This is a genomic window from Brevibacillus ginsengisoli (genome assembly GCF_050113715.1).
Taxonomy (GTDB): domain Bacteria; phylum Bacillota; class Bacilli; order Brevibacillales; family Brevibacillaceae; genus Brevibacillus_H; species Brevibacillus_H ginsengisoli.
This window is the reverse complement of sequence record NZ_JBNJQR010000003.1, coordinates 112565-137484: the sequence shown is the minus strand read 5'-3', so window position 1 is coordinate 137484 and position 24920 is coordinate 112565. Positions and strand designations below refer to the sequence as shown.

The following is a 24920-nucleotide window of genomic DNA, read 5'->3' as shown; positions in this document are numbered from 1 at the left end:
TTTCAGGAATTAGCGAGAGACTCCCGCACTTTCATACGTTTCCATTTCTCTCATTACTTTACCTGCTGCGTCGATCATTGGGAAGACCAAGACTGCACCTGTCCCCTCTCCCAGTCTCATATCCATTTGCAACATGGGAGAAAGGCCGATTGCCTCAAGGAGAAGCGCATGACCTTTTTCCATGGATTGATGGGAACCGATCATGAAATCGACGGAACGCGGTGCCAATCGCGCCGCCACCAAAGCGGCTGCGGAAGCAATAAAGCCGTCAATGACCACCGGACATCTGCTGGCCGCACTTCCGAGGATCACGCCAGCCATGCCGGCAATCTCCAACCCGCCAACCTTGGCAAGCACATCAAGAGGATCTTGCGGGTCTGGCTGATTTACCTGGATGGCCTGTTGGATCACCCGTTTTTTGCGAGCCAGCATTTCGGAATCTGTACCGCTGCCGATTCCGACCGCATCCTCGACATCTACCCCTGCCAAGACAGCTAGCAATGCCGAACTGGGTGTGGTGTTGCCAATTCCCATTTCTCCGATCGCAAATGCACCATATCCTTTGCTGTACAGCTCATCTACCATATCGATGCCGACCGTGATGGCATGTACTGCCTCTTCCCGAGTCATTGCGGGTTCTTTGGCCATATTTCTCGTGCCTTTGCGAACCTTCCGTAAATGTAAACCCGGGTAATGGACATCTGCATCAATGCCGACATCTACGCACACTAGATCAGCGTTGACATGCCTGGACAGTACACTGATCGCAGCCCCGCCGTTTAGAAAGTTGCGGATCATTTGATACGTCACCTCTTGCGGACAAGGGCTTACCCCTTCCGCACAAACCCCGTGATCACCTGCCATGACCACTACAGCCTTCTTAGGAAAAGAGGGCATCAGCTCCCCGGTAATTCCCGCCACCTGTTTGGCGATATCCTCAAGCTTGCCTAAGCTGCCTTTTGGTTTCGTCAAGCTGTCGAGACGCACCTGCGCCTTTTCCATCATTTCCTGATCAAGGAGACCAATTGATTCGATCACTCGTTCCATCTTTTCCATGCCTGGTTCATCCTTTCGATCATTGCTTGGCCTTCCACTATTTCAATCACACGCTGTATGGCACAATTTCAATGACATGCTTCATGTCAAAATGGATTTACTGGTTCTGGATGATTCGCAGTGTGTCGCGAGCAATCATTAGTTCTTCATTGGTCGGAATGATGTGAACCTCCACCTTGGAAGCCTCTGTGCTGATCCGGCGTTCTTTTGGCGCGCGTAAGCGATTTTGTTCTTCATCGATGGCGACCCCAAGATAGGTAAGCTGCTCACATACCTTTTGTCTAACCAAATCAGAGTTCTCGCCCACTCCTCCGGTAAAGATAATGGCATCCACGCCATTCATCTCGGCAGCAAAGCCCCCCATATACTTCAGGATTCGATGAACGTACATGTTGAAGGCCAAGGTAGCATCCGCATGACCAGCCTGCATAGCCTCCTCAATTTCACGCATGTCTCCGCCTGCAATTTGCGAGATGCCCGCCAGTCCGCTGTGCTTGTTCAAAAGCGATTTGACTTCCTCTGTGGAAAGGTCTTCTTTTTCCATCACAAACGGGATAATCGCCGGGTCCAAGTCTCCGCACCGTGTTCCCATCATTAAGCCTTCCAGCGGCGTCATGCCCATACTGGTATCGTAGGATTTGCCGTCTTTGATCGCCGTGATACTGGCCCCATTCCCGATGTGACAGGAGATTACTTTCTTGCCTTCCAGCGATTGACCCGTGATTTCACTCAACCGGGAACTCACGTATTTATGCGAGGTGCCGTGGAATCCGTATTTTCTGATTTTATGTTTTTGGTAGAGCACTTTAGGTAGTGCGTACATGTAGCTTTCTTCTGGCATCGTCTGATGGAAAACGGTGTCAAAAACACATACCATCGGAATCTTGGTTCCCAACAATTCCAGGAAGGCTTCAATTCCCTTTGCGTTGGCCGCGTTATGCAGCGGAGCAAGCGCGATGTTTTTGCGGACGTCTGCCATCACCGCTTCATTCACCAGAGCAGCGTCTGAGAAATCCTCACCGCCATGCGTAATGCGATGGCCAACCGCCGAAATCTCGTAAACGGAGGAGATGACCCCTGTAACGGAATCAGTCAGGGCATGCAACACTTTGCGGATGGCTTCTTTGTGCTCGAGGATTTCACATACTTCCTTGATCTCCTCTTCGCCTGCCGCCTTGTAGGAGATGATGGCCGTCTCCATTCCAATCCGCTCGACGATCCCTTTGGCCAGAACTTCCTCGTGTTCCATATTAAAAAGCTGGTATTTTAGCGACGAGCTACCACTGTTGATGACGAGAATTTTCATGAATGGATCTCCTCCTTGTCTGAGTTCATCCGCTTGTCAGCTAAATTACAGGCCTTGGCGCGTGAAACTAGCCAAGGGGACGGACGGAACCTTGCATCTTTGGTTAATTCATACATCTGCTCCATGGCAAGCAAGACGTGATGCAATCCCAACCGATCCGCTGTTTCAATTGGACCAAATTTGAAGCCAAATCCTTTTTTCATGGTTTGATCAATCTCTTCTGCCGTCGCTCTTCCTTCCTGCAGAATCGTAAATGCCTCATTCATCAACGGCAAAATCAAACGCATCGAAATCAGGCCGTTGTCATTGGTAGCAGAAATCCCTGTTTTACCGATAGACTCTACGAAGTCTTTGGTCTTTTTTAAGGTAAACTCGGAAGTACGTTCTCCCGGGATGATCTCCACCAGCTCCTCCTGAAAATGCAAGCCGATCACCCTATCTGGATGTGCGACATCCTCTGCAATCTTTGAAGCGCAGAAGATGCAGGTATTGGAAGCGATGATCAGCTCTTTCGGACAGATACGGTCTAGCTGGTTGATCAAATCTTTCTTGGCTTCAATCTCGTTACCCACCGATTCGATTAGGAAATCAACCCCATGAAGTGATTCCAAGTCGTTTACCAGCTTGATGTGTGAGAGAATCACCTTTTTTTCTGACTGAGTAATCCCCCATTTGGACAGCTTTTGATCCAGAATGGTTTCAATAGGCGAGAGGATGGTTGCGGTGTTATTACGAGATTGATCGTAAATCAGCACGTCAATCTCCCGCTCGGCGAGAGCTTCCGCTATCCAGCAATCCCTAGTGCCATCGATGATCAAACCTACTTTTTTTATCGACATACGTTCTACTACTCCTATCTGTGATTTATTTCACAAAGCACAACAATTCAATCAATTCTTTATCTGCGAACTCTCGTGTGGCGTGGATTGTCAGTACTCAATTCCCTCTACTGCGGGAATTCCTTCCTCGTAATAATGCTTGATCGGTCTCATTTCCGTGACGAGATCAGCAAGCCCCAGGATCGAGTCGTTTGCCGACCGCCCGGTGATGACGAGATGTAGTTCTTTCGGACGATTCTGGATTAATGCGATCACTTCATCCAGCGGCAGCACATCGGCAATCGGGAACCGTTCTATGGCCAGCGCGTTGTTCAGCTCATCGAGAATTACCAGGTCGTAGTGACCGGAATTGATTTTGTCCCGAGCCAGTTGAAAGCCTTGCCTTAATGCCTCCCGATGTTCCTCGGGGGTCTTCTTCCAGGTGAAGCCAATACCCGTCTGGTATATCTCCATGCCTAACTGGTCAAAGTCGGTTTTCTCCCCGTACAATCGATCCGATGATTTGATGAATTGAATCATGCACACACGCTTTCCGTTTCCGTGCGCGCGGATCGCAAGGCCGACTGCCGCTGTCGTTTTTCCCTTACCTTCCCCTGTATAGACGAGGGTGAGGCCTTTGGTATATGCCATCTTCTGCTCACCCCAGCTCCTGAAACCGTTGCATCTCGGCCTCAATCCGCTCCATCTGGACATTCTTTCTGACATGATCGGCCAGACGATTAAAGGCATCTTCACGCAGCTCTTGAAACGAGACACGTTCGGTGAGTGGAGCAAGCCCCTTCTGCGCTCTGATTCGATTCAGCAAATGACTGCGGAACGGATCATTGTGGAAAATGCCATGAAAATACGTTCCCAGCACCGTTTCATCCTCGTTCTTGCAACCCTCGGACCGTCCCTCCATGTGGATGAGCGGAGGCAAATCTTGAGTGAGTTCTGTCTGACCCATGTGAATCTCATATCCGGTAACGTCAAATGGTTGGTTGTCATAGACAAGTGTCCCCTTGGATTGAACCGTGGTTTTTTCGTTGGTCATTCTGGTTTGGAGTGGCAACAGGCCCAGTCCCTGCACGAACGGGTGGGGAGATTCAATCGCGTCAGGGTCATGAATTCCTTCCCCAAGCATCTGGTAACCGCCACAGATACCGAAAATGATCGTGGTCTGTTTAGCATGAAGCGCCCGGATACGCTCTGCAAGGCCGCTTTCCTGTAAAAACAGATAATCTTCAATCGTATTTTTGGTGCCAGGAAGGATCAGCAAGTCGGGCTGACCCAACTGCTCGGCCGTTTTGACAAAGCGAACATGGCAATCTTCCTCCACGAAGAATGGGTCCACATCTGTAAAGTTCGATATTTTCGGGGAACGAATCACCGCGATATCGATCTCCTTCGATTCATTCTTAGTGGTAGAATAACGATTCAGAATAACGGAATCCTCTGCTTCAATATTGAGATTGGGCAAATGGGGAATCACACCGAGAACAGGTTTACCCGTATACTCTTCAAACCATTTCAGGCCTGGCAGAAGTAAGGAAACATCGCCGCGAAACTTGTTGATGATCACACCGATCACACGGTCCCGCTCTTCTTGGGTTAATAATTCCAACGTTCCGACCAGGCTGGCAAAAACGCCGCCCTTTTCGATGTCCCCCACCAGAATGACGGGCGCATTGGCGAGATGAGCCACCCGCATATTGACCAGCTCCCGGTCGTTCAGGTTAATCTCCGCTGGACTGCCTGCTCCCTCAATCACCACTCGTTCATAATGCCCCAAGAGGTAGGCGAGAGAGTCCTTGATCAATTGCAGGCCGGTGTCAAAAAAGTCTTTCCGGTAACTCAGCGCATTCATATTCTTGTATGGCTTGCCGTGAACGACGATCTGCGATTCGTTCTCCCGACTTGGCTTGATCAGAATCGGATTCATCTGTGTCGTAGCCAGTACGCCTGCCGCTTCAGCTTGGACGCCTTGTGCCCTGCCGATCTCCAGCCCATCTACGGTAATATAGGAGTTAAGGGCCATATTTTGCGATTTATATGGTACGGTCTTGTAGCCATCCTGCGAAAAAATCCGGCAAAATGCGGTGACAAGCACACTTTTTCCAGCATCCGAATTTGTTCCCTGGATCATCAGTGGAAGCGCTTTAGCCATTGTGTTTAGCCTCCTTACACCTTGTAAGCCAGTTGTGAACCATGTCGGGGCATGACGCAAAGTGAAAATGGGTATACCCCGCAATCAGATTTCCATCCATGTACCCTTCCTCCTTGTCGACGCGCGCCCCTTTGATCTGATAGGCATGACGAATTGGCTCTTGGGATGTGTAGATGGAATAATGAAATTCGTGCCCTTTTGCCTGCAAACCCTCGGGAAGCAGCGAGTTCCCCGGCATCCCCTTGATTTCGCGATAACCAAGTGCGGCCAGCCGTTTTTGCATGTTCACTTTGCCTGGAATTACGCCCACCATCTCATACGACCTGCCATCTCTGGTTTCGATGGCCTCTGTCAAATACATGAAACCACCACATTCGGCAAAAGTGGGCAGGCCACGCTGAATCGCTCGGCGAATCGACGCTTTGACCTCTTCCATGGCGCTTAGCTGCTCGGCAAATTCTTCCGGAAAGCCACCACCGATATACAGTCCGTCCGCTGTTTCCGGAAGCTTTTCTTCGTTCAATGGAGAAAAGTAGACGAGCTTGGCTCCGCAGGCCTCCAACAGCTCCAGATTTTCTGGATAGTAGAAGTTGAACGCAGCATCTTTCGCTACCGCGATGGTTACCTCTGCCAATCCCTCTTCTTGGGTTAGCAATGTGGTTTCTTCTCCACCTCTTGCACGGTCAAATAATGAAACTTCCTGGTGTGGCAACGGCTTGGCCTTGGCAAGCTCCATGATTTGCTCCAGGTCAATCGTGGCTTGTACCATCTCACCCAGTCGATCGAAAAAAGCATCCAGCTCTCCTCGCTCAATCGAAGGAACTAGCCCCAAATGGCGCTCAGGGATTTCGATATCAAGTTCCTTTTTCAGATAACCAACCACAGGAATCCCGCATTCCTGCTCAATCGCAGCTTTGACGAGCTGGTAATGATGCTCACTGCCTACCCGGTTGGCAATCACCCCGACGATGTTGGGTCCATCGGAAAAGGTTTGGAAGCCCTTGACGACCGCCGCTACACTGCGAGCCATGCTGGCGCAATTCACTACCAGAATCACCGGACTCTCCAGAATCTCGCTGATTTCTGCGCTGCTACCCGCATTGGAGTCAGGACTTCTTCCGTCAAAAAATCCCATGACCCCTTCCACAATGGAAATCTGTGCCCCTCGGCTGCCGCGCAGAAAAATCTCCCGAACAACCTCTGCTGGAAGCATCCAGCTATCCAGGTTGCGCGAAGGTCTGTCCGTTACGGCTGTGTGGTAGGAGGGATCGATATAATCAGGTCCGCACTTGAACCCCTGCACGATGACATTTTGCTTGCGTAAGGCTGACATCAGGCCGATCGTTAGCGTCGTTTTGCCAACACCGCTTCCGGTTCCGGCGATCACCAATCTACGTTCTGTCATTTTTCCAACCTCTTTTCGACTCCGATTCCTAAGGGATCACGGCAACGGAGATGGTCACATTTCCTGACTTCTTTTTGACCAGCGCAAGCTTCGTTGCTCCGCTGTAAAGCTTCGCCGCCGGTTCGCTCACACCATAAGCACCGGTGTGTTTTTTGACGGTATCGGATGGCTGCATAAGCGTTACCGTATTCAACTCATCCGCTGTGAACCAGACAAACTCCCAGTCGTGCTTGCGGGCGGTTTCCAGCAAACCGACCTCATCCTTCTTCAATTCAATGGTGCAGATGGCCTTGACACTGGCAAGCGAGAATTTCAGCTCAGCCAGGGTCTCGGTGATTACCGTTTCAATCTCCTCACAGGAGGTGCCACGGTTGCACCCGATACCGAGTACAATCACCTTGGGCCGATATAGAACGCCTTTGTTCAGCAGGCTTTGTTCGTCGGTTTCCAGCATTCGATGGGTAATCAGCAAGGCAGCCTCCGGTTTGGATTGGATCGCTTCCGTAATTGACTCGTAACAGGTGAGATTGGCGGGCAATGTCCGATCCTTCGGCCACCACCCTTTCTCGCCTGATTCCTGAACGATGGCGACCTGTTTCCCATTCACCACCGTGGCGCTTACTGCGGTTAGATGCTCGGGAGAATCCCAACGCCAACCGAATTCTCTGCCCAAGAGATCAACCGCAATCGTTTGCTGCAAATCAGATGCTGTTGTGATGACCGGATGGGCCTGCAGCAGTTCAGCCACCTTCAAGGTGAGTTCGTTTGCGCCACCCAGATGGCCGGATAACACGCTTATTGCATGCTGCCCCTGCTCATCCACGACCACAACCGCCGGATCATGCTTCTTATCCGTTAGATGCGGTGCAATGAGGCGAACCACGGCACCAAGCGAGAAGATCAGGATCAAACCCTTGTAGGCTGAAAAGATCGTCGGCAGCAACATTCCGACGCTGCCGTCAAAAAACCGGATGGACTCCTCTGCATGATCGCCATGTTGATCGCCTTCTAACTCGTCTGCTTGATTCGCTGTTTGCCCGATTTCTGCCTCCTCTTGCTGATGCTGACGCTTGATGTACACGTCAGCGTTCGGCAAAGCTTGGCCCAGTTTTCTGGCAATGGCCGCCCCATGTTTGGTGATGGCGACGACGGCATAGCTGGTCATCCGATAACACCCTGACGGAATCCGTGAGTAAACTCCCGATCGTACAGCTTGGAGCGAAAATCCTTTTCAAAAATTCGTTCATCCAATGCCCAGCCTGCCAAAATCATAGCCTGGTTGCTGATCCCCATTGATCGCATATCTTCATCCAGCTTCGAGAGCGTCGTGCGGATGATTCTTTGATCGGGCCACGTTGCCCGGTATACGACAGCCACTGGCGTATCCTCTCGCCAGCCCGCGCTTTGAAACTCGGCCACCACTTTCTTCGTCAGCGCCGAGCTTAAAAAGAGTGCAACCGTACAATGATGCTTAGCCAGCTCCCGAAGTTTTTCTGTCTCCGGTACAGGCGTACGGCCTTCCACCCGAGTCAGGATCACGGTCTGGGTCAAATCAGGGATCGTCAGCTCGGCACATACGGCTGCGGCCGAGGCAAACACGGAGCTAACCCCCGGAATGACCTCCACTTCAATGTCACGCTCTCTCAGTAAGGCAATCTGCTCCATAATGGCACCATAAATCGCTGGGTCACCGGTATGGACGCGTACCACTTTTTTGCCTTCTTGAAGCCGCGCCTCCATCATGTCCACCATCACATTCAAATCGAGCGCAGCCGTTTTGACGATTTCCGCACCTGGCTTCGCTTGATCGACCATCGATTCACTTACCAATGAATCCGCATAAAAAACAACATCAGCATCTTTTAAGTAGCGCAGCCCTTTTACCGTAATCAATTCGGGATCTCCAGGACCTGCTCCAATAATCACAAGCTTCATCATTTTCTCACCACCATTAGCGACAAATATTCCAAATCAACATCATCGAGCGAGTTAACATCCCAGATGATTTCTTCCGGAGAGGTAACCTTCGAAACAACGGAGGCCTTGTCGATTAGATCAAGCTCCCGCAGGATCGTCAGCATCTGCTTGATGACCTTGGCCACCTTGATGAAGACGATGCAATCATGTTCTTGAATCACTTTTTTCATCTCTTCAACATCATCTGTTGCCGGCACGATCGCAATTCGGTCATTATTGTCGGCAAGTGGAAGCGCAAGACGAGATGCTGCCCCACCGAACGAAGTAATCCCTGGCACGATCTTGATGGGTACCTCTGGGTGCTGCTCCTTCATCAGCCTCATCAGATAAATAAATGTACTGAAAAATAGCGGATCTCCCTCAGTTACGAAGGCAACATCTTTTCCCTCACGCAACTTCTCCCAAATGCGCTCCACGGCGTTGGCCCATTCCCGTTCCAGCTCCTGGGCATCCTTCGTCATCGGAAAAACGAGACCAAGCATTTCTTTTTCCAGCGGATTTACGTAGACATCGATGATTTGTTGGGCGTAGCTCTTGTTTCCTCTCTTTTTCACCGGATAGGCAATGACTGCTGATTCCTTCAATACGCGAAAAGCCTTAACGGTAATCAGCTCGGGATCGCCCGGACCTACTCCCAATCCATGTAATGTTCCTGTCATCTTATACTCCTCCCTCTTGGCGGGCAGATATGATGTAAATCGGATTATGCGCTTCAAATCTGGTTAGCTGCAAAATTGGTTTGCTTCTTGAAATTTGGGCAAGGGTAATGTCTGTTTCCATTCCCTTTTCCTTGAATAACCGAATGGCATCGGTCAGCTTTTCTATCGTTACAGCGTTAATGACAATGCGTCCGTCCGGTTTCAGCCTGCTGCAGCAGACATCGAGAATGCGATCAAGTTCATCGGAGGTACCGCCAATGAAGACGGCATCTGGATCAGGAAATTGTTCGAGATGCTCGGGTGCCCTGCCGTGGACGAGTGTAATATCCGCGCGAAATTTGCTCATGTTTTTTCGGCAGTTCTCCAGATCAGGCTCGTTTTTTTCAATCGCGTACACCATGCCCTCGTTGGCGATTTTAGCCGCCTCAATGGCCATGGAGCCTGTGCAGGTGCCAATGTCCCAGACGATGCTATCTTTTTTCAGTTTGAGTGCGCTAAGCGAAAGGGTGCGAATTTCTTTCTTGGTAATCAGCCCTTTCTCCGGCTTTCTTTGGAAAAACTGATCGTCTTCAATCCCGATCGTCCACTCCGGCGGGCGGCTTTTGCTATGTAATATCACGACGTTTAAGGGTGAAAATGTCGTATGTTCCAGCTCGTCAAGCTCATACCAGCCCGCGCGCTCCGTATCTGAGCCCAGATTTTCGGCAATAAACGCGCGATATTCGGTCATGCCAAACGATTTGAGGTAACTGGCAATTATGCCCGGATGGTTCTCCTCGTCGGTCAAGAGCGCCACCTTATGTCTTCCGTCGATCCGTTGGGCCAGTCCTTTGATCGAGCGTCCATGCACACTGGTGATATAAGCATCCTGCCAAGACTCTCCCATTTTGGCAAAAGCGAGCTGAATCGAGCTAAGATACGGATAAATCTCGACTTTCATCTGTCTCGCAAGAAGAGCCCCGATCCCGTAGCATAACGGATCACCGGAAGCCAGAATCACCGTTTGTTTGGGCTCGTTCACGAGGCGCTCGATCAGTGGGGCAATTCCCCCTTTGATCACCACTTTTTCTCCACGGTAATCTGGAAAAAAGGAGAGATGGCGCTCTCCGCCAACCAACCGCTCACATTCATCAATCCAGCGTTCATAGATCGGAAGCAGGCTGGCCTTCCCGGAGTCCCCGATTCCTATTAATTTCATTGGCTGTGTCATCATTGTGCCGCCTTTCCCAGGAAATCTCCCTGTAATGTATAGAGGCTCGTTTCCACTTCGATGCCCTCGCCTACTTCCCTGATTGCGGACTCGCAGCAATAATCGCAAAGCCTGTTGAAAAACTCCTGATTGCCCGCTTCCCGCATCCGCTCAACCACCTGCGATGTCGTGTTGGCCTGCTTGATCGCTTCCACATCCTGCTCGCATGCACCCGTCTCGCTGGCCACTCTCGCCAAAAAGGGAAAGTCAACCGTTGAACTTTTGGAGTGGACGTTCATCTCCCCTTGAGCCAGCTTGGAGAACTTGCCCATCATCCCAACCAGTGAGACACGACGTACACCTTGACGCTTGCACTCATGCAGGGTAAATCCGACAAAGTCACCCATCTCGATAAAAGCTTCTTCTGGTAAATGAGGGTACTGTTTCATCCCGTACTTTTCACTTCGTCCACCTGTTGACATCACCAAGTGGTCATTGCCGCAGGCGCGAGCTACCTTGATCTCCTGTACGATACAGTCCTGAAACGCTTCCACCGAGAAAGGAACCACGATGCCCCTTGTTCCCAATATGGAGATGCCCCCGATGATACCAAGCCGGCCATTCAGCGTTTTTTTCGCGATTTCTTCGCCCTCTGGAACGGAAATCACGATTTGAATCCCGCGGGTTACGCCGTATTCCGCCAAAACTTCCTGGGCAGCTTCCCGGATCATTTGTCGCGGGACGGGATTGATCGCTGCCTCGCCAACCGGAATCGGCAAACCCTCCTTCGTGACCCTCCCTACTCCGATGCCTCCATCCAAGCTGATGCCAGGCTCCTCCATCCATGAAACCGTTGATTGGATCAGTTTGCCGTGAGTGGCATCCGGATCATCGCCGCCATCCTTGATCGTGCCTGCCGTTACTTGCTGTTCCTGGCACTCACAGGAGGTGATGGTAAAGGTTGCATATTTTCCAACCGGCAGAAAAATCGTTGCATCCGCTTGTGATTCCCCTGTAATCAGGGCGGTTAACGCTGCTTTAGTAGCGGCTGTTGCACACGCTCCGGTCGTATAGCCCTGACGAAGCGCTTTTTCTCCCCGTTCGTTCGCATTCTCTGTCATGGCCTACACCTTGTCCGCGTCCGCCATGATCGAAATAGCATTTAATGCGGCGACGGCGACAGTACTTCCGCCTTTCCGGCCTACATTGGTAATATATGGAACATCCAGCTGCATCAGCTCGGCTTTCGATTCCGCGGCAGAGACGAACCCAACCGGAAAACCGATGATCAACCCGGGCTTGGCTTCCCCTTCTTTGATCAGCCGGATAAGCTCCAGCAGCGCGGTCGGAGCGTTCCCGATGGCAAAAATTCCGCCCTCCGCTTCCTTGACCGCTTTTCTCATCGCGATGATGGACCTTGTCAATTGCAGGCGCTCCGCTTCTTTGGCCACTTCAGGATCCGATATGTAGCTAAGCACCTCGCATCCATATTTAGCCAATCGGGGTTTACTGATGCCCACCTGCACCATTTGAGTATCCGCGACGATTTTCTTCCCCGCGCGAATCGCTTGAATCCCTGCCTGGACAGCATCAGGATGGAAGCGAATGCTTTTCCCCAATTCAAAATCGGCCGAAGAGTGAATCACACGTTGGACAATTGGATACTGCTGTGCGTTGTAGGAATGCTCACCAATCTCCGCGTTAATCAATTCAAAGCTGAGACCTTCAATTTGCTTTGGCTGGATGGTTTCCGGCGTAAACTGAGTCTTAAAATCAATCATGACTCATCTTCCTCTCGTATACGTTGTAAATGCTTAATCACATCCTCGTACTGGCTATACACGGTACCGTACGTGATGGAAGGACGTCTGATCATAATCGTTTCGATACCGAGCTCGATGGCTGCTGCCACTTTTTCGTCAACTGACCCGGCTTGTCCACTTTCTTTGGTGATCATCAGGGTGACCCCAAATTGCTGATAGATCGCCTTGTTCAGCTCCTTGGAAAATGGCCCTTGGATCGCAATGATATTCTCCTGCGCAAAGCCGAGTTTCTCACAAACCAGCAGGCTTTCCATTCGCGGCAGAATTCGTGTGAGCACTCGAATGTCCGGTTGATTGTTCAGCTTTTCGGCGAACAGCGGGAGTGTTTTGCTTCCGGTTGTCAGCAGGATGACTCCCTTCTTCTGTGTGGCTAGTTCTGCGGCTTCCCGATAACTTTCCACCGGAATAAGGGATGAATGGATAAACTCAAGCTTTGGCCGCTCGTACCTCAGATAGGGCACCTGACAGTTAGCAGTGGCTTGTATGGCGTTCAGACTCGCTTCCTCCGCAAAGGGATGGCTGGCATCTACCACTGCCGTAATTCCTTGCTTCTGAATCATCTCCGTAAAAGCTTCCGCAGACATTCTGCCTACATGCACCCGTACCCCTATGCGTTCGATTTCTCTGGCTGTCCGCTCATTGACGACAGTGGCGGTCACCTTCATCCCCTGCTCCTTGATTAGTCGGGCAAGGATTCTCGCATCACTTGTTCCGGCTAGTAAAAGAATCATTTGTCGCTCGCCGCCACTTGCACCGGATGATGCTCTCGGTGGCAAGCATGATCGTGGCCGTGATGACCATGATGACAATCATGTTCTCCCTGACCGTGGTGATCATGGCAGCAAACATGTTTCCCATGACCATGATGGCCATGATCGCAGGCATGATGCTCTTCACCATGATGGTGGTCGTGATGGTGATGATGGCCGATGAGTTCCCCCGCCTCCATCCGGTACTGGCAGGTATCACAATTCATTCGGACCTTATCCTGCAAGGCTTCCTCTATCCTATCCAACAGAGTGGTAACCAGCCGTTTATGGAGTCCCAAATATCCGGCCAGCTGGAATTCACAGTGCGGATAAGCGCTCCGAAAATCGTCCATCATTTTCTCCAATCGCTTGATCAGGATACCCGTAAACAAAAAGTAGGGAAGAATGATCACCTTTTTGGCGCCAAGCTTGATTAAACGATCCACTCCTTCCGCCATAAGCGGGTCTGTTACCCCGATAAAGGCTGGCTCCAAGAGCTTGTAGCCCAACCTTTCCCATAACAGGCGTGAAATCTTGTACAAGTCACTGTTGGCATCTGGATCGCTTCCGCCTCTGCCAAGCAGCAGCACAGCCGTTTGTGGATCAGGCGACAACGGTTCTTCGCCGATCTCCTCCAGCCGTTCTCTGCAAATTTCCAGTATCTCGGGATGAATTCCAATCGGTCTGCCATAAGTAAAATGGAGCTGGGGATATCTTTTTTTGGCCTCATCAATGGCGGCAGGGATATGTATTTTCGAGTGTCCGGCCTGAAGAAGCATAATCGGAATAACGACGATCTGCTCGGCTCCTTGCCGTACACACGCGTCGATGCCCATCTGGATGTCAGGCGTTACGAACTCCAAAAAGCACGTCTCTACCAGCAAGTCGGGATCTAACGATGGCTTCAGATACTCGATAAACTGTAGAACCCGCTCATTTCCTTCCGGGTCTCGGCTACCATGGGCAACCATTAACAGCGCTTTCACTCTTATTCCTCCCCGTCAAGCTTTCTCTTCGTTTGATAATCCTCCGCTTTTTGCAAGGCTTCGAGCGCGATAGTATAGGTCGGGTCGCTAGCATTACCCGCTTTCCCTTGGTGAAGGGCCCATGGCTCGTTTTCATGCCGCAATCGTTCATGTTTTTTTAATCGTTGTTCGCTTTCCACAAGCGAGTATTTATTTTGATAGCCTCTTGGCGTGATCAGTTTATTCGCGCTCACAAAGGTGGAAGAATTACCGATAATCACAGTGGTTAACATCCCAATCTCATGGTTGAGCATATCGCCCAGGGTGGTTATCGTGATGTCCTGCTGCTCCCGATAGGCGTTTTTCACCAGGCCAACCGGCGTGTCCGGCGATTTGGTACGCAGCAGAATTTTCTGCGCCTCTTCAATCTGTGCGGTTCTGCGTCCACTTTTCGGATTGTACAGGGCAATCACAAAATCAGCATATGCCGCCGCTTCCAACCGTCTGGAGATCACTTCCCAGGGTGTCAGGTGATCACTTAAACTGATCGTGCAAGCGTCGTGCATCAATGGTGCTCCCAAGAGCGACGCACTTGATTGGATGGCAGAAACACCGGGAATGATCTCCACTTGCACGTCTTCATCCTCATCCCCTGACCAACCCTGTTCGATCAATATCTCGTAAGTAAGTCCGGCCATTCCGTATACACCGGCATCACCACTGGAGATAACCGCTACTTTTTTTCCGAGTCGGGCAAGCCTGACTGCCTCCTGCACCCTCGTGACCTCTTCGGACATGCCATTGCTGACCACTTCCTGGGTAGTAATCAGCTCCTCGATCAGCGCGACGTAGGTTTTATAGCCAATGATGCAGTCGCTTTCCTGTATCGCTTCCCTCGCCCTTTCCGTCAAATGCTTAATGCTTCCCGGTCCACATCCAATTACGAGCAACTTGCCGCCCATCAACAACGCCACCCTCCAATAATTTTTCGCCTCTTGACATTTACTGGTAACGAATAAAAAAATCCCTAGCCTTCAAAGGGGCTAAGGATTTGTTCGAGCATAGGAAATCCAAATAAATTGGATGGTATACTACCCATTCTTCCCTCCGAAGAACTAGATAAGAAGTTAAAAGCAGGTTTCCTGGCTCATGCTTCACCCTACTCTCGTCCCTTCCCGGTTTCCCAGTGGGTCAGTACGATTTCGTCAGCAATTACAGTAGCGGGGGCTGCATCGGCTTTTAACCGATTTCCCTTTTAACTCAGCGACCTGAGCACTTTCAACAATTCTCATATTCACTTTTTCCATTCATTTTCCAGGCAATCTCTTGCCGTTGCTCTCAGTTAACCTCAGAAATCCCTGAGAAACAAGTGGACAAATATTGAATTTCTTTACTTGTATCAAAAATGTTGATCCATAAAACATTTTAACTATCGAATATTGAAACTTTTGTGAATCGCACCAATCACCTAATAATATTCACACTTTATGCAATGGACATACCCCTCGGCAAGGGCTATACTGAGGGCGCAAAGAAAAATTACATAGAGCGTAAACAGGTGTTGATGTAGACATCAACATAATAGGGAAGCCGGTTTAATTCCGGCACGGTTCCCGCCACTGTAAATAGAGAGCTCCCTGCATATGTCACTGTCAATGGAGATGGGAAGACGCAGGGAACGATGACTATGAGTCAGGATACCTGCCTGTTTATCCAGCACCAAACCTACGGGATTATAGGTTGTGTCATTGTGCTTTAAGTCCAATTGGCTTTTAACGCTAGGCATTCTAACCCCCCAACGGTTTAGAATGCCTTTTTGCTTATGGAAATCAATCTTTTTAGGAGCTGAACGCGATGAAACGCAAATGGCAAGAATCACTTACAGCTTTGACAGTTTTCGCGCTAACCGGATACTTCTGGATCAATTCTTATGAAACCGCCTATGCCATGCATATATCCGAAGGGTTTTTGCCGCTCAAGTGGGTGATCGTGTGGTGGGCTGTGTATATTCCGTTTCTCATTTTAGGTGTTAGGGCCGTCCGCAAGCGTGTCGAAGAAGCACCGGAAACCAAAATGCTGCTGGGTCTCTCTGCCGCATTTACCTTTGTTCTGTCAGCGCTGAAGCTTCCCTCCGTTACCGGAAGCAGCTCTCATGCTACCGGAACCGGACTGGGTACAGCCTTGTTTGGACCTTTAACCATGAGCCTTGTCGGATTTATCGTCCTTTTATTTCAGGCCTTGCTTCTCGCCCATGGCGGTCTCACTACGCTTGGGGCCAATGCTTTTTCTATGGCTGTTGCCGGACCGATGATCGCTTATGCCATCCTTTGCCTAGCCAAAAAACTTGGAATCTCCTATCGTGTCTCGATCTTTCTGGCTGCTTTTCTCGGAAATATCACCACCTATCTGGTTACCTCGTTTCAATTGGCCCTTGCCTTTCCGGCTGAAACGGGTGGTGTTCTGGCTTCTTTCGCCAAGTTTGCTGGCATTTTCATGATCACCCAGGTGCCGCTTGCCGCCAGTGAAGGCTTGCTCACCGTGGTGGTCATTAACCTTCTATTGAAATACAACCTGCAGGAATTATCGCTCTTGAAATTACCGATCGGAGTGAAAACCAAACATGAATAAGAACTGGATTCTACTCGTTGCCGTTGTCTGTCTGATCGTCATACCGTTCATGTTTCAATCGCATTCAGAATTCTCGGGAACGGATGGACAAGCCACAGAAGTCATTCAGTCCCTGGCGCCTGGTTACCAACCATGGGTCAAGAATATTTGGACGCCTCCAGGCAGTGAAGTGGAAAGTCTGCTGTTCGCTCTGCAAGCAGCGATTGGTGCTGGAGCCCTAGGCTATTTTATCGGAGTGTCCAGAACCAAAAAGCTCTTAAAGATGGACGCCGAGGAGCACAAGAAATATGTTTCTAATCGATAAATATTCCTATACCAATCGGCTGCGGTCGATTCATCCGCTGGAGAAAGCTCTGCTCTCCCTGTCGATGCTCATCATTTCCATGTTCGCCCGGGAAGCTTCCATTAGTATTATGGTTTTTCTGATCGCAAGCATTATCATCCTGTTGGCTAAAATCCCCTGGAGGTTTTATCTGAAACTCTTATGTCTGCCGCTGGCTTTCATCCTGACGGGTCTTGTCACCGTCATTTTTCAGGTAACTACCCAAGCTTCACCTGTGGACGGGGCGATTGGAAGCTGGCAGTTTGCAGGTCTTACGATTTATACGCTCCCCGCAAGTCTGAAAGCGGCATACCAGCTTTTTTTCGTGGCTACAAGCAGTGTCAGCTGTCTGTTCCTGCTCATCTTAACCACACCCTTGGCTGACATTCTTTATCTTTTGAAGAGACTGCATGTATCACCTGTGCTTCTGGAAATTATCGCTTTTTCTTATCGCTTTGTGTTTATTCTGTTCGACACATCACGGATTATTTATCAATCGCAAGCTTCCCGACTTGGCTATTCGACTTTTCGTCAGGGAATCCATTCCTTGGGAGGATTAAGCTTTTCACTCTTTATGAAAAGTATGCAAAAAGCGACAAAAATGCATGAAGCCATCGAGTCACGCGGGGGATACGGCGATTTTACGGCTGGGGAGATCGGCTATGTTTTCTCCGTCAGAAACTGGTTCATGATTTTTGGATTATTGTTTCTCTTAATCTTTCTATATGTAAGGTAAGGAGGATTCCCATGATGGATCCGATTATTTCCACACAAAATATCACCTATTACTATGGGGATCATACCAACGCCTTGAAGGGAGTTACCCTCTCGCTCGCCAAAGGAAGGAAGATTGCTGTTCTTGGCAACAACGGCGCGGGTAAATCCACCTTATTCATGCATCTTAACGGCATTCTCAAGCCAACATCTGGCACTGTATACTTCAAGGGGAAACCCGTCGAATACTCGAAAAAAAGCTTGCAACAGTTGAGAAAAAGCATTGGTCTGGTCTTTCAAAATCCGGATGAACAATTATTTTCTCCCACCGTCTATGATGATGTCGCCTATGGTCCCAAAAATCTGGGTCTCTCCCAGGAAACTGTCGCAGAAGCTGTTCACTGGGCTTTGGAACAAACCGGCACACTGGCAATGCGAGAAAAGGCAATCCACTCGCTCAGTCTTGGCGAAAAAAAACGGGTCGCCATCGCCGGCGTACTAGCCATGAATCCGGAGATTATTATCTTGGATGAACCAACTGCCGGACTGGATGCCGCCTATTCCCGTAAGCTCATTCAATTGCTAGATGAACTCCATCAAAGCGGCAAAACACTTGTCCTATCCACGCATGATATCAATCTCGCCTACGAATGGGCGGAAGAACTGGTGATCATGTGTGACGGAAAAGTAATTGCAGTAGGCTCCCCCAAGCAGGTTCTAGAGCGTCAGGAAATTCTGCAAGCCTGTAAACTGGAGAAACCCTTGCTCATGGAAATATACGAGCATCTGGTAAAGCACGGGTATGTTCCGTCGCAAGAGGAGCTTCCCAGACGAAAAGAAGAGCTCCTGGAGCTGCTTACGCCCTGCCAGCCTGCGAAAGATCGAGTGTTACGATAATCGTCTTCCACTCAAATATTCTACCGCCCATTGAGATTGGAGGAATCCAATCTTTTTTTATTGGTTATGTTAAATTGCATTGTTAATATTTGACGATTTCGAACATTTGTTCTATAGTTAGGTTAACATCTTGGTCTGGAGTTGATTAACCTTTGAATCTAAAGCAATTAAAGAAACTCGCTGATGCTTTGGACGATAGTATCTGCAACATAACTTGGCTTAGTTCCGATATGTTGACAGCAAGGAGTATGAAAATACTACGCTGAACAAATAGGAGAATACTTCGATATAAATGTTTAAATTAATCTGTGGTTTGAAAAACTTTTACCTTAATGAGGTGTAAAATGGAAATCGTGATGTTGCGTGACGTAATCGATGATGACCTGTCGATTTTTTTTGAACAGCAAATGGACACGACCGCCAATTTCATGGCCGCCTTTACTGCAAAGGACCCCTCGGATAATGTCGCTTTTAAGGCACATTGGGTGAAAATTTTAAACAATGAGACGATTATTAAAAAGACGGTAATTTATTGTGGAAAAGTGGCAGGACATGTCCTAAGCTTTGAACAGTTCGGTGAACGGGAAGTCAGCTACTGGATCGGGCGAGAATACTGGGGGAAAGGTTTAGCGAGTGAGGCACTCTCTCAATTTCTGGATTGTATAACCACTCGACCCCTTTATGCTCGCGCGGTGAAGGATAACATTGCTTCCATTCGCGTATTAGAAAAGTGTGGCTTTGAGATAAAAGGAGAAGACAAGGGATACTCCAATTCACGATCTGAGGAAGTTGAAGAATATATCCTGAAGTTGTCTCAATAGAAAGCCGTTGTGGGCTCAACTAACGGAGACGTTAGCTCAGATAACCGTCCCCCTCAGAAGGCGGTTATCTTTATGCTTAGAATCAACATTAAGGTTAAACATAGCCTTTTTATTGATTACAGAATAAACAGGAGTGTCGCCGCCATGCAGGACGCATTAGTGTCAGCAATGCAACAAGATGTTGCGTCCTTGCTGAGTGTTTCAACAGGACGTTGAGCATTTAGCCGACCACTTATATAAATCAGAAACTTATCTACGTTCCTATTTACGAACAAAAATAACCGCAGGAATCGGCTAAGCAGCCGATTCCTGCGGTTATTTCTATCCGTTCATAAGAGATTCAATAACCAGGTTGTCGACTCCTCATACAAAAACGCGCAGACCCCAGACTGAACGTCTTAGGACTGCACGTTTTGAAGTGTCCCTATGCCCTATTGGGAAGCCCAATCAGCAGGGTAAGTTACATACAGAAAGCGGGCGTAATCAGGAACGGAGAATTGAATACTCGATCCTTTTGGAATCAGGATGATTTCTCCCGCATCTGCTGATACCTTGCGTCCATCGATTATGATATCCAAATGTCCTTCAATGACGTAGTCGATCTCATCGTAATTTAGTGTCCAATCAAAAGTGGTTTGCTTCATTTCCATCATGCCACAGCCTAGACGAGGGCTTTCTTCTAGTGTAAAGAGATCCTTCGTATAGACGATGTCACCTGGTTTGCCAGTGTCCATGCGATTGGATTCGTCCACCTTGACAGTAGGCAGTTTGACGGAGGTAATTCCGCTTGGATCTCGGTGACAGTCAAAATCTTTATTACTTTGTCCTGCCAATTTTTCCGCGATGATGTTTCGAACGAGTTCTTCCAACATTTTTTGATCGATCATATTAAGCTACCTCTTTTCTCGCTTCATTCGCTTTATCGGAGCCAAACATGCGGTTTGCCATGAAAATAGCGACTACGATCGCGGTGACGCCACCAACCAGTTTACCGACGATCATTGGGAAGATCATCTCTTTTGCAACACCTGCAACAAAGCCGAGGTGATCACCGAATACGAATGCTGCGGATACGGCAAACGCGACGTTGATTACTTTACCTTTTGGGTCCATGTCTTTCATCATTTGGAACATTGGGATGTTGTTAGCCAGTGTTGCCACCAGACCAGCAGCGGCGATATCGTTCATGCCAAGAGCTTGACCCATTTTCAACAGTGGTTTGCTGAAGAGCTTGGTGATGACAAATACCAGTGCGAAGGCACCTGCCAAAACAACAGCAATGTCGCCTACGATTTTGATACCGCTATCAATTGGAGCCATACCTGGAATGACGACGATACCAGTCAATTTTTCGATTACACCAGCGGCAAGTCCAACTGTAGCAACGATAACGACTAATTGTCCGAAATAGTTAAATCCTGTGATCATCTTTTCAGGGATAAACCAGAGTCCAAGCGCGATAATCAGAGCGAACAAAATGATTGGAACCAGATTGCTCAGAATCAAAGACATGCTGTAACCAGCGACCAAACCACCAACGAGGCAACCAATTGGAATGGTGATGATTCCTGACAAAATGCCTGTAGCGAGGTATTTATGATCTTCTTTTTGGATAATTCCTAAAGCAACAGGAATACTGAACACGATGGTAGGACCCATCATTGCACCAAGAATGACACCAGCGAACAATCCTGCGTCAGGAGTTTTCGCCATTTCAACTGCCAAGGCAAAACCGCCCATGTCACATGCAAGTAAAGAGGTCGCAAACATGGAAGGGTCTGCCCCCAATGCGCTATAGAGAGGGACTACAATAGGACTTAATACTTTGGCAAGTACAGGAGCTAAACAAATGATACCAACCATAGAGATTGTCAAAGCGCCCATTGCATTGAAGCCCTCTTCAAACTTTTCACCTAAACCAAATTTGTTTCCAATACATTTGTCGATGGCACCGAGTGCCATGAAAATCACCATTGCAAATATAATAATTTCATTAATACTCATACTTTCACGTCCTTTTCGCATAGATGAAAGCCTTTATCTGAAGCTGTCATCCGAACGTTAGTCGAATTGTTTTTTAACCACTTCGCTTGGCGCAGGAATGACCGCAACATTCACGATGCGTTTTTCGTCCGTATTGCGAACGCAAATATCGATTGCTTCCCGAACATCGCTTACGCTCCCTGTCATAACAGCAACGAATTTGCCTCCGATTCCGTTACCGCAGATCATCCGTACCAAGCGGATGTTGCTTTCTTTAATCGCTTTGTTGAATGAGGCCAAACCAGATGTTACGCTAGACGTTTCCCAAATTCCAACTGCGTCGATTTCACCACGCTCATACCGATGCTTTAATGCTTGTATGACGGCAGGATGGGTGCCGTGCAGCACAAATGAATCGACAGCCTGTCCTTTCGCCATGGTAGTACCTACATTCATCGCTTCTTCGACTGCTGCCTCATCGCCATGAATCATAATTAGGAATTTTCCGGGACAGATGGGCCGCATCGTTAGAACCTCGACAGCGGCCGTTTTTACCATCTCATCTGCTGTTTCGAATCCTTTGCTGATGCTGCGAAGCTCCAGAATGCCAACCGAGTTATTCATGATCCATCTCGATTGAGTCAATAATTCCGACGATCACGGCATCGACAGGCACAGTCTGATTCCCTACAGAAGCTCTGGCGGAGCTCCCCTGGGTAATCATGACTGTATCCCCTACTCCCGCACCGGCATTATCCGCAGCGACGATATACTGTTTCGCGTTATTTCCTTCATTGAAATGCAGCTTTACGACGAGAAACTTCCATCCATTCAGCTTCTCATCTTTTCTCGTTGCCCACAAACTACCTGTCACTTCACCGATCAGCATAAGGTTCCTCCATTATACCCGACGTACTTTTATCCGTTGTGTCCGAATGAAATCGTTTGCCAGCGGTGTCAAAATGCTTTTCGAACCGATGACGATTTCAGTCAGGTTTTTCATATGCAGCTTTCTCAGGTCTGCTTCAGTGATCAGTTTTTTATAGCGGATTTCCGCACATACCGGATCATCTTCTGTAAGCTGCCCAGGTTCCTGCACGTTTTTTTCTTTGACCGGCTCTGCTGCCGCCATAGGTATCATGCTTGTCCCGCAGGATTTCAGGACGTTATCTCTTGAGACGAATTTTATGCCAAAGCTTCTCAGCTTCTCTTCATAATCTTCGTACAGCTTGTACACCATGACCGGAGCGACCTTTTTGAATCTTCGGTACAAAAGCCCCTCTTCAAGAACGACAACCTTTCTTCCTTTTAAAAGCATCGTCATAATAAATCGCTCTGCCGCTTCGTTCGCCAAGCCATTGGCCAGATTGGCGAGCAGCTTGACACACATTTCTGGTATGATGACCAGATCGCAATTGCGCATTTGCGGCTCGTGATACATGACTTTATACTGTTCACACAGCATACGCTCCAAGGCTTCGTCCTTGTTTTGGGAGATAATAACGGCTCTTTGCTTGCCGTCCTCTTGCTGTTCCAATTTCTTGTATAGTCTCGCGTATACTTCCTTGGCGATTTCCTCTACCAGCGTCTCCATGTTCATGCGATTCACCCCCTATCTCTTGACGATTTGGGCGAAAGTTTCATTTTTCTTAAAACCGCACGCATTCGCTTCATCGTAGTCGATATGCATGTAGGTACGATATTTCGGGCTTACTCGAATGACCACGTCATCAAAAATCAGTGGCCGTTTGCCATGCACCTTCACTTGCACCAGTTCCTTGTCCGCTACACCGAACTTGGCCGCGTCCTCTGGATTGATATGGATATGCCGTTTGGCCACAATGGCTCCCTGATCGATCTTAACGGCGGCTTTAGCAGAGGCGATTGTGATCCCTGGTGTTCCATCGAGATCTCCGCTTTCTTTGATTACTCCAGGAATACCCAAAGCAACAGCGTCCGTCAAGGAGAGTTCTACTTGGGTTTGCTTGCGGACTGGGCCTAATACCACTACATTTTGCAAGACGCCCTTTGACCCGATGAGAACTACACGTTCCTTGCAGGCGAACTGTCCCGGCTGTGACAATTCTTGAGATGGGGTAAGTTCATACCCTGCTCCGAACAAGGTTTCCAGGTCTTCCTGGCTAAGGTGGACATGGCGGCCTGATGCCTCCACTTCGATAAATAGTTCCTTGTGAATGCGGCCAACCACTTCATCGATCAATTGCTTTATCATCGTCTGTTCCATTGTCTGATCTCCTGCTTATTTGTAGAGTCCGGTTCGCACCTTGAACATCATGATCCAGAACAGAGAAGAGAGACGATTTAATGCTCGAATGATGTCCTCGCGATCCACTGCCCCGAATTCTTCACGAAATGCTTGATACGCAACAAGCTCTGTCTCTCTGGTCAATGTACGTAAACGGTTTAACACAACAACAGCCTCGCCCATGTCATAATGGGGAAAGAAGTGCTCTATGCCAAAATATTTTTTCGGATGATGCGATCTTTCACGCAGATCCGGAGCCGACATGCCTTGCAGGAAGAACTCGCCAACCTGCTCGTTCAGGACTTCACAGCGAACCAGATTGCGGACAAAGGAAAGGATTTCCTCCAGGTCTTCAATCAGTTTGGGCATCGCTAATCTCTGGGCCATGATCTGGGCGTCCAGGATGTTCGACTCTAACGAATCCAACCGGCCGCGCAAGATAATCCGCTTATGATCCTTGAACACTAGCATATTTCCATACAAGTGAGTCATGTGTTCTGGCTTTTCCGCCAGCATCCCGCCATAGACTGTTTGAAACTTGAGTGGCTGTTCCGGTATAGGCTCCACTTTGACAACCTTATCTGTTTTGACTGGTTCTTTGGTAGATGAGGTATCTACCGTATCGACATACTTGATTTCGATTTTTTGATCCAGTAAAAAGCCTTTTGCGGAAGGTGTCACAATCGAACCCTTGGGTACCTCGAAAACGTCCATCTTATTATCACGTAGGCGTTTTCTGACTTCGCTTTCTGTAATGACACTCATTGCCTTTCACATCCCTTACTCGGCAAATGGCCTGTTGGTAGCTCGTTGGGGCTTACAGACGTACCAATGCCAAGTTGGCATTGGTACATCCGCTAAAAGCCTTCCTATTCGAGTACTTTTGGCAGGATTGCATCCACTTCCATGTGTGGACGAGGAATGACGTGTACGGAAACGAGTTCGCCTACGCGTTCAGCTGCTGCTGCACCTGCATCAGTAGCCGCTTTTACAGCACCTACATCACCGCGTACTAGTACGGTTACGAGACCGCCACCAACATGTTCCTTACCAATCAGTTGAACATTTGCTGCTTTTACCATTGCGTCAGCTGCTTCGATTGCAGCAACCATACCTTTAGTTTCAATCATTCCAAGAGCGTTTGTGCTTGCCATAATGTGTATCCTCCTTAGGAT

27 protein-coding genes, 1 pseudogene and 2 riboswitches are annotated in these 24920 nt (G+C 48.9%); of the genes and pseudogenes, 5 read left to right on the top strand and 23 right to left on the bottom strand.

What is annotated here, in order from left to right; genetic code table 11:
* Positions 1 to 9: 9 nt before the first annotated feature.
* From cobT to cobJ, 15 genes and pseudogenes are all read right to left on the bottom strand, one after another.
* The gene (gene cobT / locus ACQCN2_RS07780; protein WP_426928322.1) at positions 10 to 1056 is read right to left on the bottom strand and encodes a nicotinate-nucleotide--dimethylbenzimidazole phosphoribosyltransferase; all 1047 of its coding nucleotides are present in this window, start codon (positions 1054 to 1056) and stop codon (positions 10 to 12) included.
* A 97-nt stretch (positions 1057 to 1153) separates the two neighbouring features.
* Positions 1154 to 2362, bottom strand: a complete 1209-nt coding sequence (locus ACQCN2_RS07775; RefSeq protein ID WP_426928321.1) for an acetate/propionate family kinase — start codon at positions 2360 to 2362, stop codon at positions 1154 to 1156.
* Positions 2359 to 3201 carry a 3-hydroxyacyl-CoA dehydrogenase family protein gene (locus ACQCN2_RS07770; protein ID WP_426928320.1) on the bottom strand — a complete coding sequence of 281 codons (843 nt, stop codon included), beginning with the start codon at positions 3199 to 3201 and terminating at the stop codon, positions 2359 to 2361. Before ACQCN2_RS07770 ends, ACQCN2_RS07775 begins: the two co-directional genes overlap by 4 nt.
* Before the next feature lie 90 nt (positions 3202 to 3291).
* Positions 3292 to 3831 carry a cob(I)yrinic acid a,c-diamide adenosyltransferase gene (gene cobO, locus ACQCN2_RS07765; protein WP_426928319.1) on the bottom strand — a complete coding sequence of 180 codons (540 nt, stop codon included), beginning with the start codon at positions 3829 to 3831 and terminating at the stop codon, positions 3292 to 3294.
* A gap of 7 nt (positions 3832 to 3838) precedes the next feature.
* Positions 3839 to 5347 (bottom strand): cobyric acid synthase, encoded by a 1509-nt coding sequence (locus ACQCN2_RS07760; protein WP_426928318.1) that lies wholly within the window; start codon positions 5345 to 5347, stop codon positions 3839 to 3841.
* Positions 5340 to 6752, bottom strand: a complete 1413-nt coding sequence (locus tag ACQCN2_RS07755) for a cobyrinic acid a,c-diamide synthase CobB (protein ID WP_426928317.1) — start codon at positions 6750 to 6752, stop codon at positions 5340 to 5342. Before ACQCN2_RS07755 ends, ACQCN2_RS07760 begins: the two co-directional genes overlap by 8 nt.
* Positions 6753 to 6780: 28 nt before the next feature.
* The gene (locus ACQCN2_RS07750; protein ID WP_426928316.1) at positions 6781 to 7917 is read right to left on the bottom strand and encodes a cobalt-precorrin 5A hydrolase; all 1137 of its coding nucleotides are present in this window, start codon (positions 7915 to 7917) and stop codon (positions 6781 to 6783) included.
* The gene (gene cobM, locus ACQCN2_RS07745) at positions 7914 to 8687 is read right to left on the bottom strand and encodes a precorrin-4 C(11)-methyltransferase (RefSeq protein WP_426928659.1); all 774 of its coding nucleotides are present in this window, start codon (positions 8685 to 8687) and stop codon (positions 7914 to 7916) included. The genes ACQCN2_RS07750 and cobM overlap by 4 nt, the downstream gene beginning before the upstream one ends.
* Complete coding sequence (cobI, locus tag ACQCN2_RS07740) at positions 8687 to 9388, bottom strand: precorrin-2 C(20)-methyltransferase (protein ID WP_426928315.1); 702 nt, start codon at positions 9386 to 9388, stop codon at positions 8687 to 8689. The genes cobM and cobI overlap by 1 nt, the downstream gene beginning before the upstream one ends.
* A gap of 1 nt (position 9389) precedes the next feature.
* Positions 9390 to 10598 (bottom strand): precorrin-6y C5,15-methyltransferase (decarboxylating) subunit CbiE, encoded by a 1209-nt coding sequence (cbiE, locus tag ACQCN2_RS07735; RefSeq protein ID WP_426928658.1) that lies wholly within the window; start codon positions 10596 to 10598, stop codon positions 9390 to 9392.
* Complete coding sequence (locus ACQCN2_RS07730; protein ID WP_426928314.1) at positions 10598 to 11698, bottom strand: cobalt-precorrin-5B (C(1))-methyltransferase; 1101 nt, start codon at positions 11696 to 11698, stop codon at positions 10598 to 10600. The genes cbiE and ACQCN2_RS07730 overlap by 1 nt, the downstream gene beginning before the upstream one ends.
* 3 nt (positions 11699 to 11701) lie before the next feature.
* A complete protein-coding gene (locus ACQCN2_RS07725; RefSeq protein WP_426928657.1) occupies positions 11702 to 12355 on the bottom strand; it encodes a precorrin-8X methylmutase in 654 nt (217 codons plus the stop codon).
* Positions 12355 to 13131 carry a precorrin-6A reductase gene (gene cobK / locus ACQCN2_RS07720; protein WP_426928313.1) on the bottom strand — a complete coding sequence of 259 codons (777 nt, stop codon included), beginning with the start codon at positions 13129 to 13131 and terminating at the stop codon, positions 12355 to 12357. The genes ACQCN2_RS07725 and cobK overlap by 1 nt, the downstream gene beginning before the upstream one ends.
* Positions 13128 to 14135, bottom strand: coding sequence for a sirohydrochlorin chelatase (locus ACQCN2_RS07715; protein ID WP_426928312.1), 1008 nt, complete (start codon positions 14133 to 14135; stop codon positions 13128 to 13130). Before ACQCN2_RS07715 ends, cobK begins: the two co-directional genes overlap by 4 nt.
* Before the next feature lie 23 nt (positions 14136 to 14158).
* Positions 14159 to 15076 (bottom strand): annotated as a pseudogene (gene cobJ / locus ACQCN2_RS07710) (precorrin-3B C(17)-methyltransferase); the annotation flags it as partial.
* Between the two features lie 153 nt (positions 15077 to 15229).
* A riboswitch (cobalamin riboswitch) is annotated at positions 15230 to 15409 on the bottom strand.
* A gap of 244 nt (positions 15410 to 15653) precedes the next feature.
* Positions 15654 to 15837: riboswitch (cobalamin riboswitch) on the top strand.
* Between the two features lie 131 nt (positions 15838 to 15968).
* On the opposite strand from cobJ, the gene ACQCN2_RS07705 reads away from it, so the two are divergent.
* From ACQCN2_RS07705 to ACQCN2_RS07685, 5 genes are all read left to right on the top strand, one after another.
* The gene (locus ACQCN2_RS07705) at positions 15969 to 16742 is read left to right on the top strand and encodes an energy-coupling factor ABC transporter permease (RefSeq protein WP_426928311.1); all 774 of its coding nucleotides are present in this window, start codon (positions 15969 to 15971) and stop codon (positions 16740 to 16742) included.
* On the top strand, positions 16735 to 17046 hold the full coding sequence (locus ACQCN2_RS07700; RefSeq protein ID WP_426928310.1) for an energy-coupling factor ABC transporter substrate-binding protein: 312 nt from the start codon (positions 16735 to 16737) through the stop codon (positions 17044 to 17046). Before ACQCN2_RS07705 ends, ACQCN2_RS07700 begins: the two co-directional genes overlap by 8 nt.
* Positions 17030 to 17800, top strand: a complete 771-nt coding sequence (cbiQ, locus tag ACQCN2_RS07695; RefSeq protein ID WP_426928309.1) for a cobalt ECF transporter T component CbiQ — start codon at positions 17030 to 17032, stop codon at positions 17798 to 17800. Before ACQCN2_RS07700 ends, cbiQ begins: the two co-directional genes overlap by 17 nt.
* Positions 17801 to 17811: 11 nt before the next feature.
* Positions 17812 to 18675, top strand: coding sequence for an energy-coupling factor ABC transporter ATP-binding protein (locus ACQCN2_RS07690; RefSeq protein ID WP_426928308.1), 864 nt, complete (start codon positions 17812 to 17814; stop codon positions 18673 to 18675).
* A gap of 344 nt (positions 18676 to 19019) precedes the next feature.
* Positions 19020 to 19496: a GNAT family N-acetyltransferase gene (locus ACQCN2_RS07685; protein ID WP_426928307.1), complete on the top strand. Its 477-nt coding sequence runs from the start codon at positions 19020 to 19022 to the stop codon at positions 19494 to 19496.
* A 431-nt stretch (positions 19497 to 19927) separates the two neighbouring features.
* Here the strand turns inward: ACQCN2_RS07685 and ACQCN2_RS07680 are convergent, their stop codons facing one another.
* The 8 genes from ACQCN2_RS07680 to ACQCN2_RS07645 all read right to left on the bottom strand — a co-directional run bounded on the left by ACQCN2_RS07680 (position 19928) and on the right by ACQCN2_RS07645 (position 24899).
* The gene (locus tag ACQCN2_RS07680) at positions 19928 to 20383 is read right to left on the bottom strand and encodes a cupin domain-containing protein (protein ID WP_426928306.1); all 456 of its coding nucleotides are present in this window, start codon (positions 20381 to 20383) and stop codon (positions 19928 to 19930) included.
* 1 nt (position 20384) lies between these two features.
* Positions 20385 to 21500, bottom strand: coding sequence for an ethanolamine utilization protein EutH (gene eutH, locus ACQCN2_RS07675; RefSeq protein ID WP_426928305.1), 1116 nt, complete (start codon positions 21498 to 21500; stop codon positions 20385 to 20387).
* 57 nt (positions 21501 to 21557) lie between these two features.
* Positions 21558 to 22103 (bottom strand): BMC domain-containing protein, encoded by a 546-nt coding sequence (locus ACQCN2_RS07670; RefSeq protein WP_426928304.1) that lies wholly within the window; start codon positions 22101 to 22103, stop codon positions 21558 to 21560.
* Entirely contained in the window at positions 22096 to 22368 is a 273-nt protein-coding gene (locus ACQCN2_RS07665) for a EutN/CcmL family microcompartment protein (protein WP_426928303.1), read from the bottom strand. Before ACQCN2_RS07665 ends, ACQCN2_RS07670 begins: the two co-directional genes overlap by 8 nt.
* A gap of 12 nt (positions 22369 to 22380) precedes the next feature.
* On the bottom strand, positions 22381 to 23079 hold the full coding sequence (locus ACQCN2_RS07660) for a flavoprotein (RefSeq protein WP_426928302.1): 699 nt from the start codon (positions 23077 to 23079) through the stop codon (positions 22381 to 22383).
* A gap of 12 nt (positions 23080 to 23091) precedes the next feature.
* A complete protein-coding gene (gene eutD, locus ACQCN2_RS07655) occupies positions 23092 to 23724 on the bottom strand; it encodes an ethanolamine utilization phosphate acetyltransferase EutD (RefSeq protein ID WP_426928301.1) in 633 nt (210 codons plus the stop codon).
* Between the two features lie 15 nt (positions 23725 to 23739).
* A complete protein-coding gene (locus ACQCN2_RS07650; RefSeq protein ID WP_426928300.1) occupies positions 23740 to 24510 on the bottom strand; it encodes a cobalamin adenosyltransferase in 771 nt (256 codons plus the stop codon).
* A gap of 104 nt (positions 24511 to 24614) precedes the next feature.
* On the bottom strand, positions 24615 to 24899 hold the full coding sequence (locus ACQCN2_RS07645) for a BMC domain-containing protein (RefSeq protein ID WP_426928299.1): 285 nt from the start codon (positions 24897 to 24899) through the stop codon (positions 24615 to 24617).
* Positions 24900 to 24920: the final 21 nt, after the last annotated feature.

What these genes read in the sequence shown, in the direction of transcription:
- ACQCN2_RS07690 (WP_426928308.1), top strand. Translation starts at nt 17,812, where the DNA reads ATGATGGATCCGATTATTTCCACACAAAATATCACCTATTACTATGGG.
- eutH (WP_426928305.1), bottom strand. Translation starts at nt 21,500, where the DNA reads ATGAGTATTAATGAAATTATTATATTTGCAATGGTGATTTTCATGGCA.
- ACQCN2_RS07775 (WP_426928321.1), bottom strand. Translation starts at nt 2,362, where the DNA reads ATGAAAATTCTCGTCATCAACAGTGGTAGCTCGTCGCTAAAATACCAG.
- ACQCN2_RS07665 (WP_426928303.1), bottom strand. Translation starts at nt 22,368, where the DNA reads ATGCTGATCGGTGAAGTGACAGGTAGTTTGTGGGCAACGAGAAAAGAT.
- ACQCN2_RS07700 (WP_426928310.1), top strand. Translation starts at nt 16,735, where the DNA reads ATGAATAAGAACTGGATTCTACTCGTTGCCGTTGTCTGTCTGATCGTC.
- cobT (WP_426928322.1), bottom strand. Translation starts at nt 1,056, where the DNA reads ATGGAAAAGATGGAACGAGTGATCGAATCAATTGGTCTCCTTGATCAG.
- cbiE (WP_426928658.1), bottom strand. Translation starts at nt 10,598, where the DNA reads ATGACACAGCCAATGAAATTAATAGGAATCGGGGACTCCGGGAAGGCC.
- eutD (WP_426928301.1), bottom strand. Translation starts at nt 23,724, where the DNA reads ATGGAACAGACGATGATAAAGCAATTGATCGATGAAGTGGTTGGCCGC.
- ACQCN2_RS07650 (WP_426928300.1), bottom strand. Translation starts at nt 24,510, where the DNA reads ATGAGTGTCATTACAGAAAGCGAAGTCAGAAAACGCCTACGTGATAAT.
- ACQCN2_RS07750 (WP_426928316.1), bottom strand. Translation starts at nt 7,917, where the DNA reads ATGACCAGCTATGCCGTCGTCGCCATCACCAAACATGGGGCGGCCATT.
- ACQCN2_RS07645 (WP_426928299.1), bottom strand. Translation starts at nt 24,899, where the DNA reads ATGGCAAGCACAAACGCTCTTGGAATGATTGAAACTAAAGGTATGGTT.
- cobM (WP_426928659.1), bottom strand. Translation starts at nt 8,687, where the DNA reads ATGAAGCTTGTGATTATTGGAGCAGGTCCTGGAGATCCCGAATTGATT.
- cobK (WP_426928313.1), bottom strand. Translation starts at nt 13,131, where the DNA reads ATGATTCTTTTACTAGCCGGAACAAGTGATGCGAGAATCCTTGCCCGA.
- cobI (WP_426928315.1), bottom strand. Translation starts at nt 9,388, where the DNA reads ATGACAGGAACATTACATGGATTGGGAGTAGGTCCGGGCGATCCCGAG.
- ACQCN2_RS07680 (WP_426928306.1), bottom strand. Translation starts at nt 20,383, where the DNA reads ATGATCGATCAAAAAATGTTGGAAGAACTCGTTCGAAACATCATCGCG.
- ACQCN2_RS07755 (WP_426928317.1), bottom strand. Translation starts at nt 6,752, where the DNA reads ATGACAGAACGTAGATTGGTGATCGCCGGAACCGGAAGCGGTGTTGGC.
- cobO (WP_426928319.1), bottom strand. Translation starts at nt 3,831, where the DNA reads ATGGCATATACCAAAGGCCTCACCCTCGTCTATACAGGGGAAGGTAAG.
- ACQCN2_RS07685 (WP_426928307.1), top strand. Translation starts at nt 19,020, where the DNA reads ATGGAAATCGTGATGTTGCGTGACGTAATCGATGATGACCTGTCGATT.
- ACQCN2_RS07770 (WP_426928320.1), bottom strand. Translation starts at nt 3,201, where the DNA reads ATGTCGATAAAAAAAGTAGGTTTGATCATCGATGGCACTAGGGATTGC.
- ACQCN2_RS07730 (WP_426928314.1), bottom strand. Translation starts at nt 11,698, where the DNA reads ATGACAGAGAATGCGAACGAACGGGGAGAAAAAGCGCTTCGTCAGGGC.
- cbiQ (WP_426928309.1), top strand. Translation starts at nt 17,030, where the DNA reads ATGTTTCTAATCGATAAATATTCCTATACCAATCGGCTGCGGTCGATT.
- ACQCN2_RS07760 (WP_426928318.1), bottom strand. Translation starts at nt 5,347, where the DNA reads ATGGCTAAAGCGCTTCCACTGATGATCCAGGGAACAAATTCGGATGCT.
- ACQCN2_RS07705 (WP_426928311.1), top strand. Translation starts at nt 15,969, where the DNA reads ATGAAACGCAAATGGCAAGAATCACTTACAGCTTTGACAGTTTTCGCG.
- ACQCN2_RS07670 (WP_426928304.1), bottom strand. Translation starts at nt 22,103, where the DNA reads ATGAATAACTCGGTTGGCATTCTGGAGCTTCGCAGCATCAGCAAAGGA.
- ACQCN2_RS07660 (WP_426928302.1), bottom strand. Translation starts at nt 23,079, where the DNA reads ATGAACATGGAGACGCTGGTAGAGGAAATCGCCAAGGAAGTATACGCG.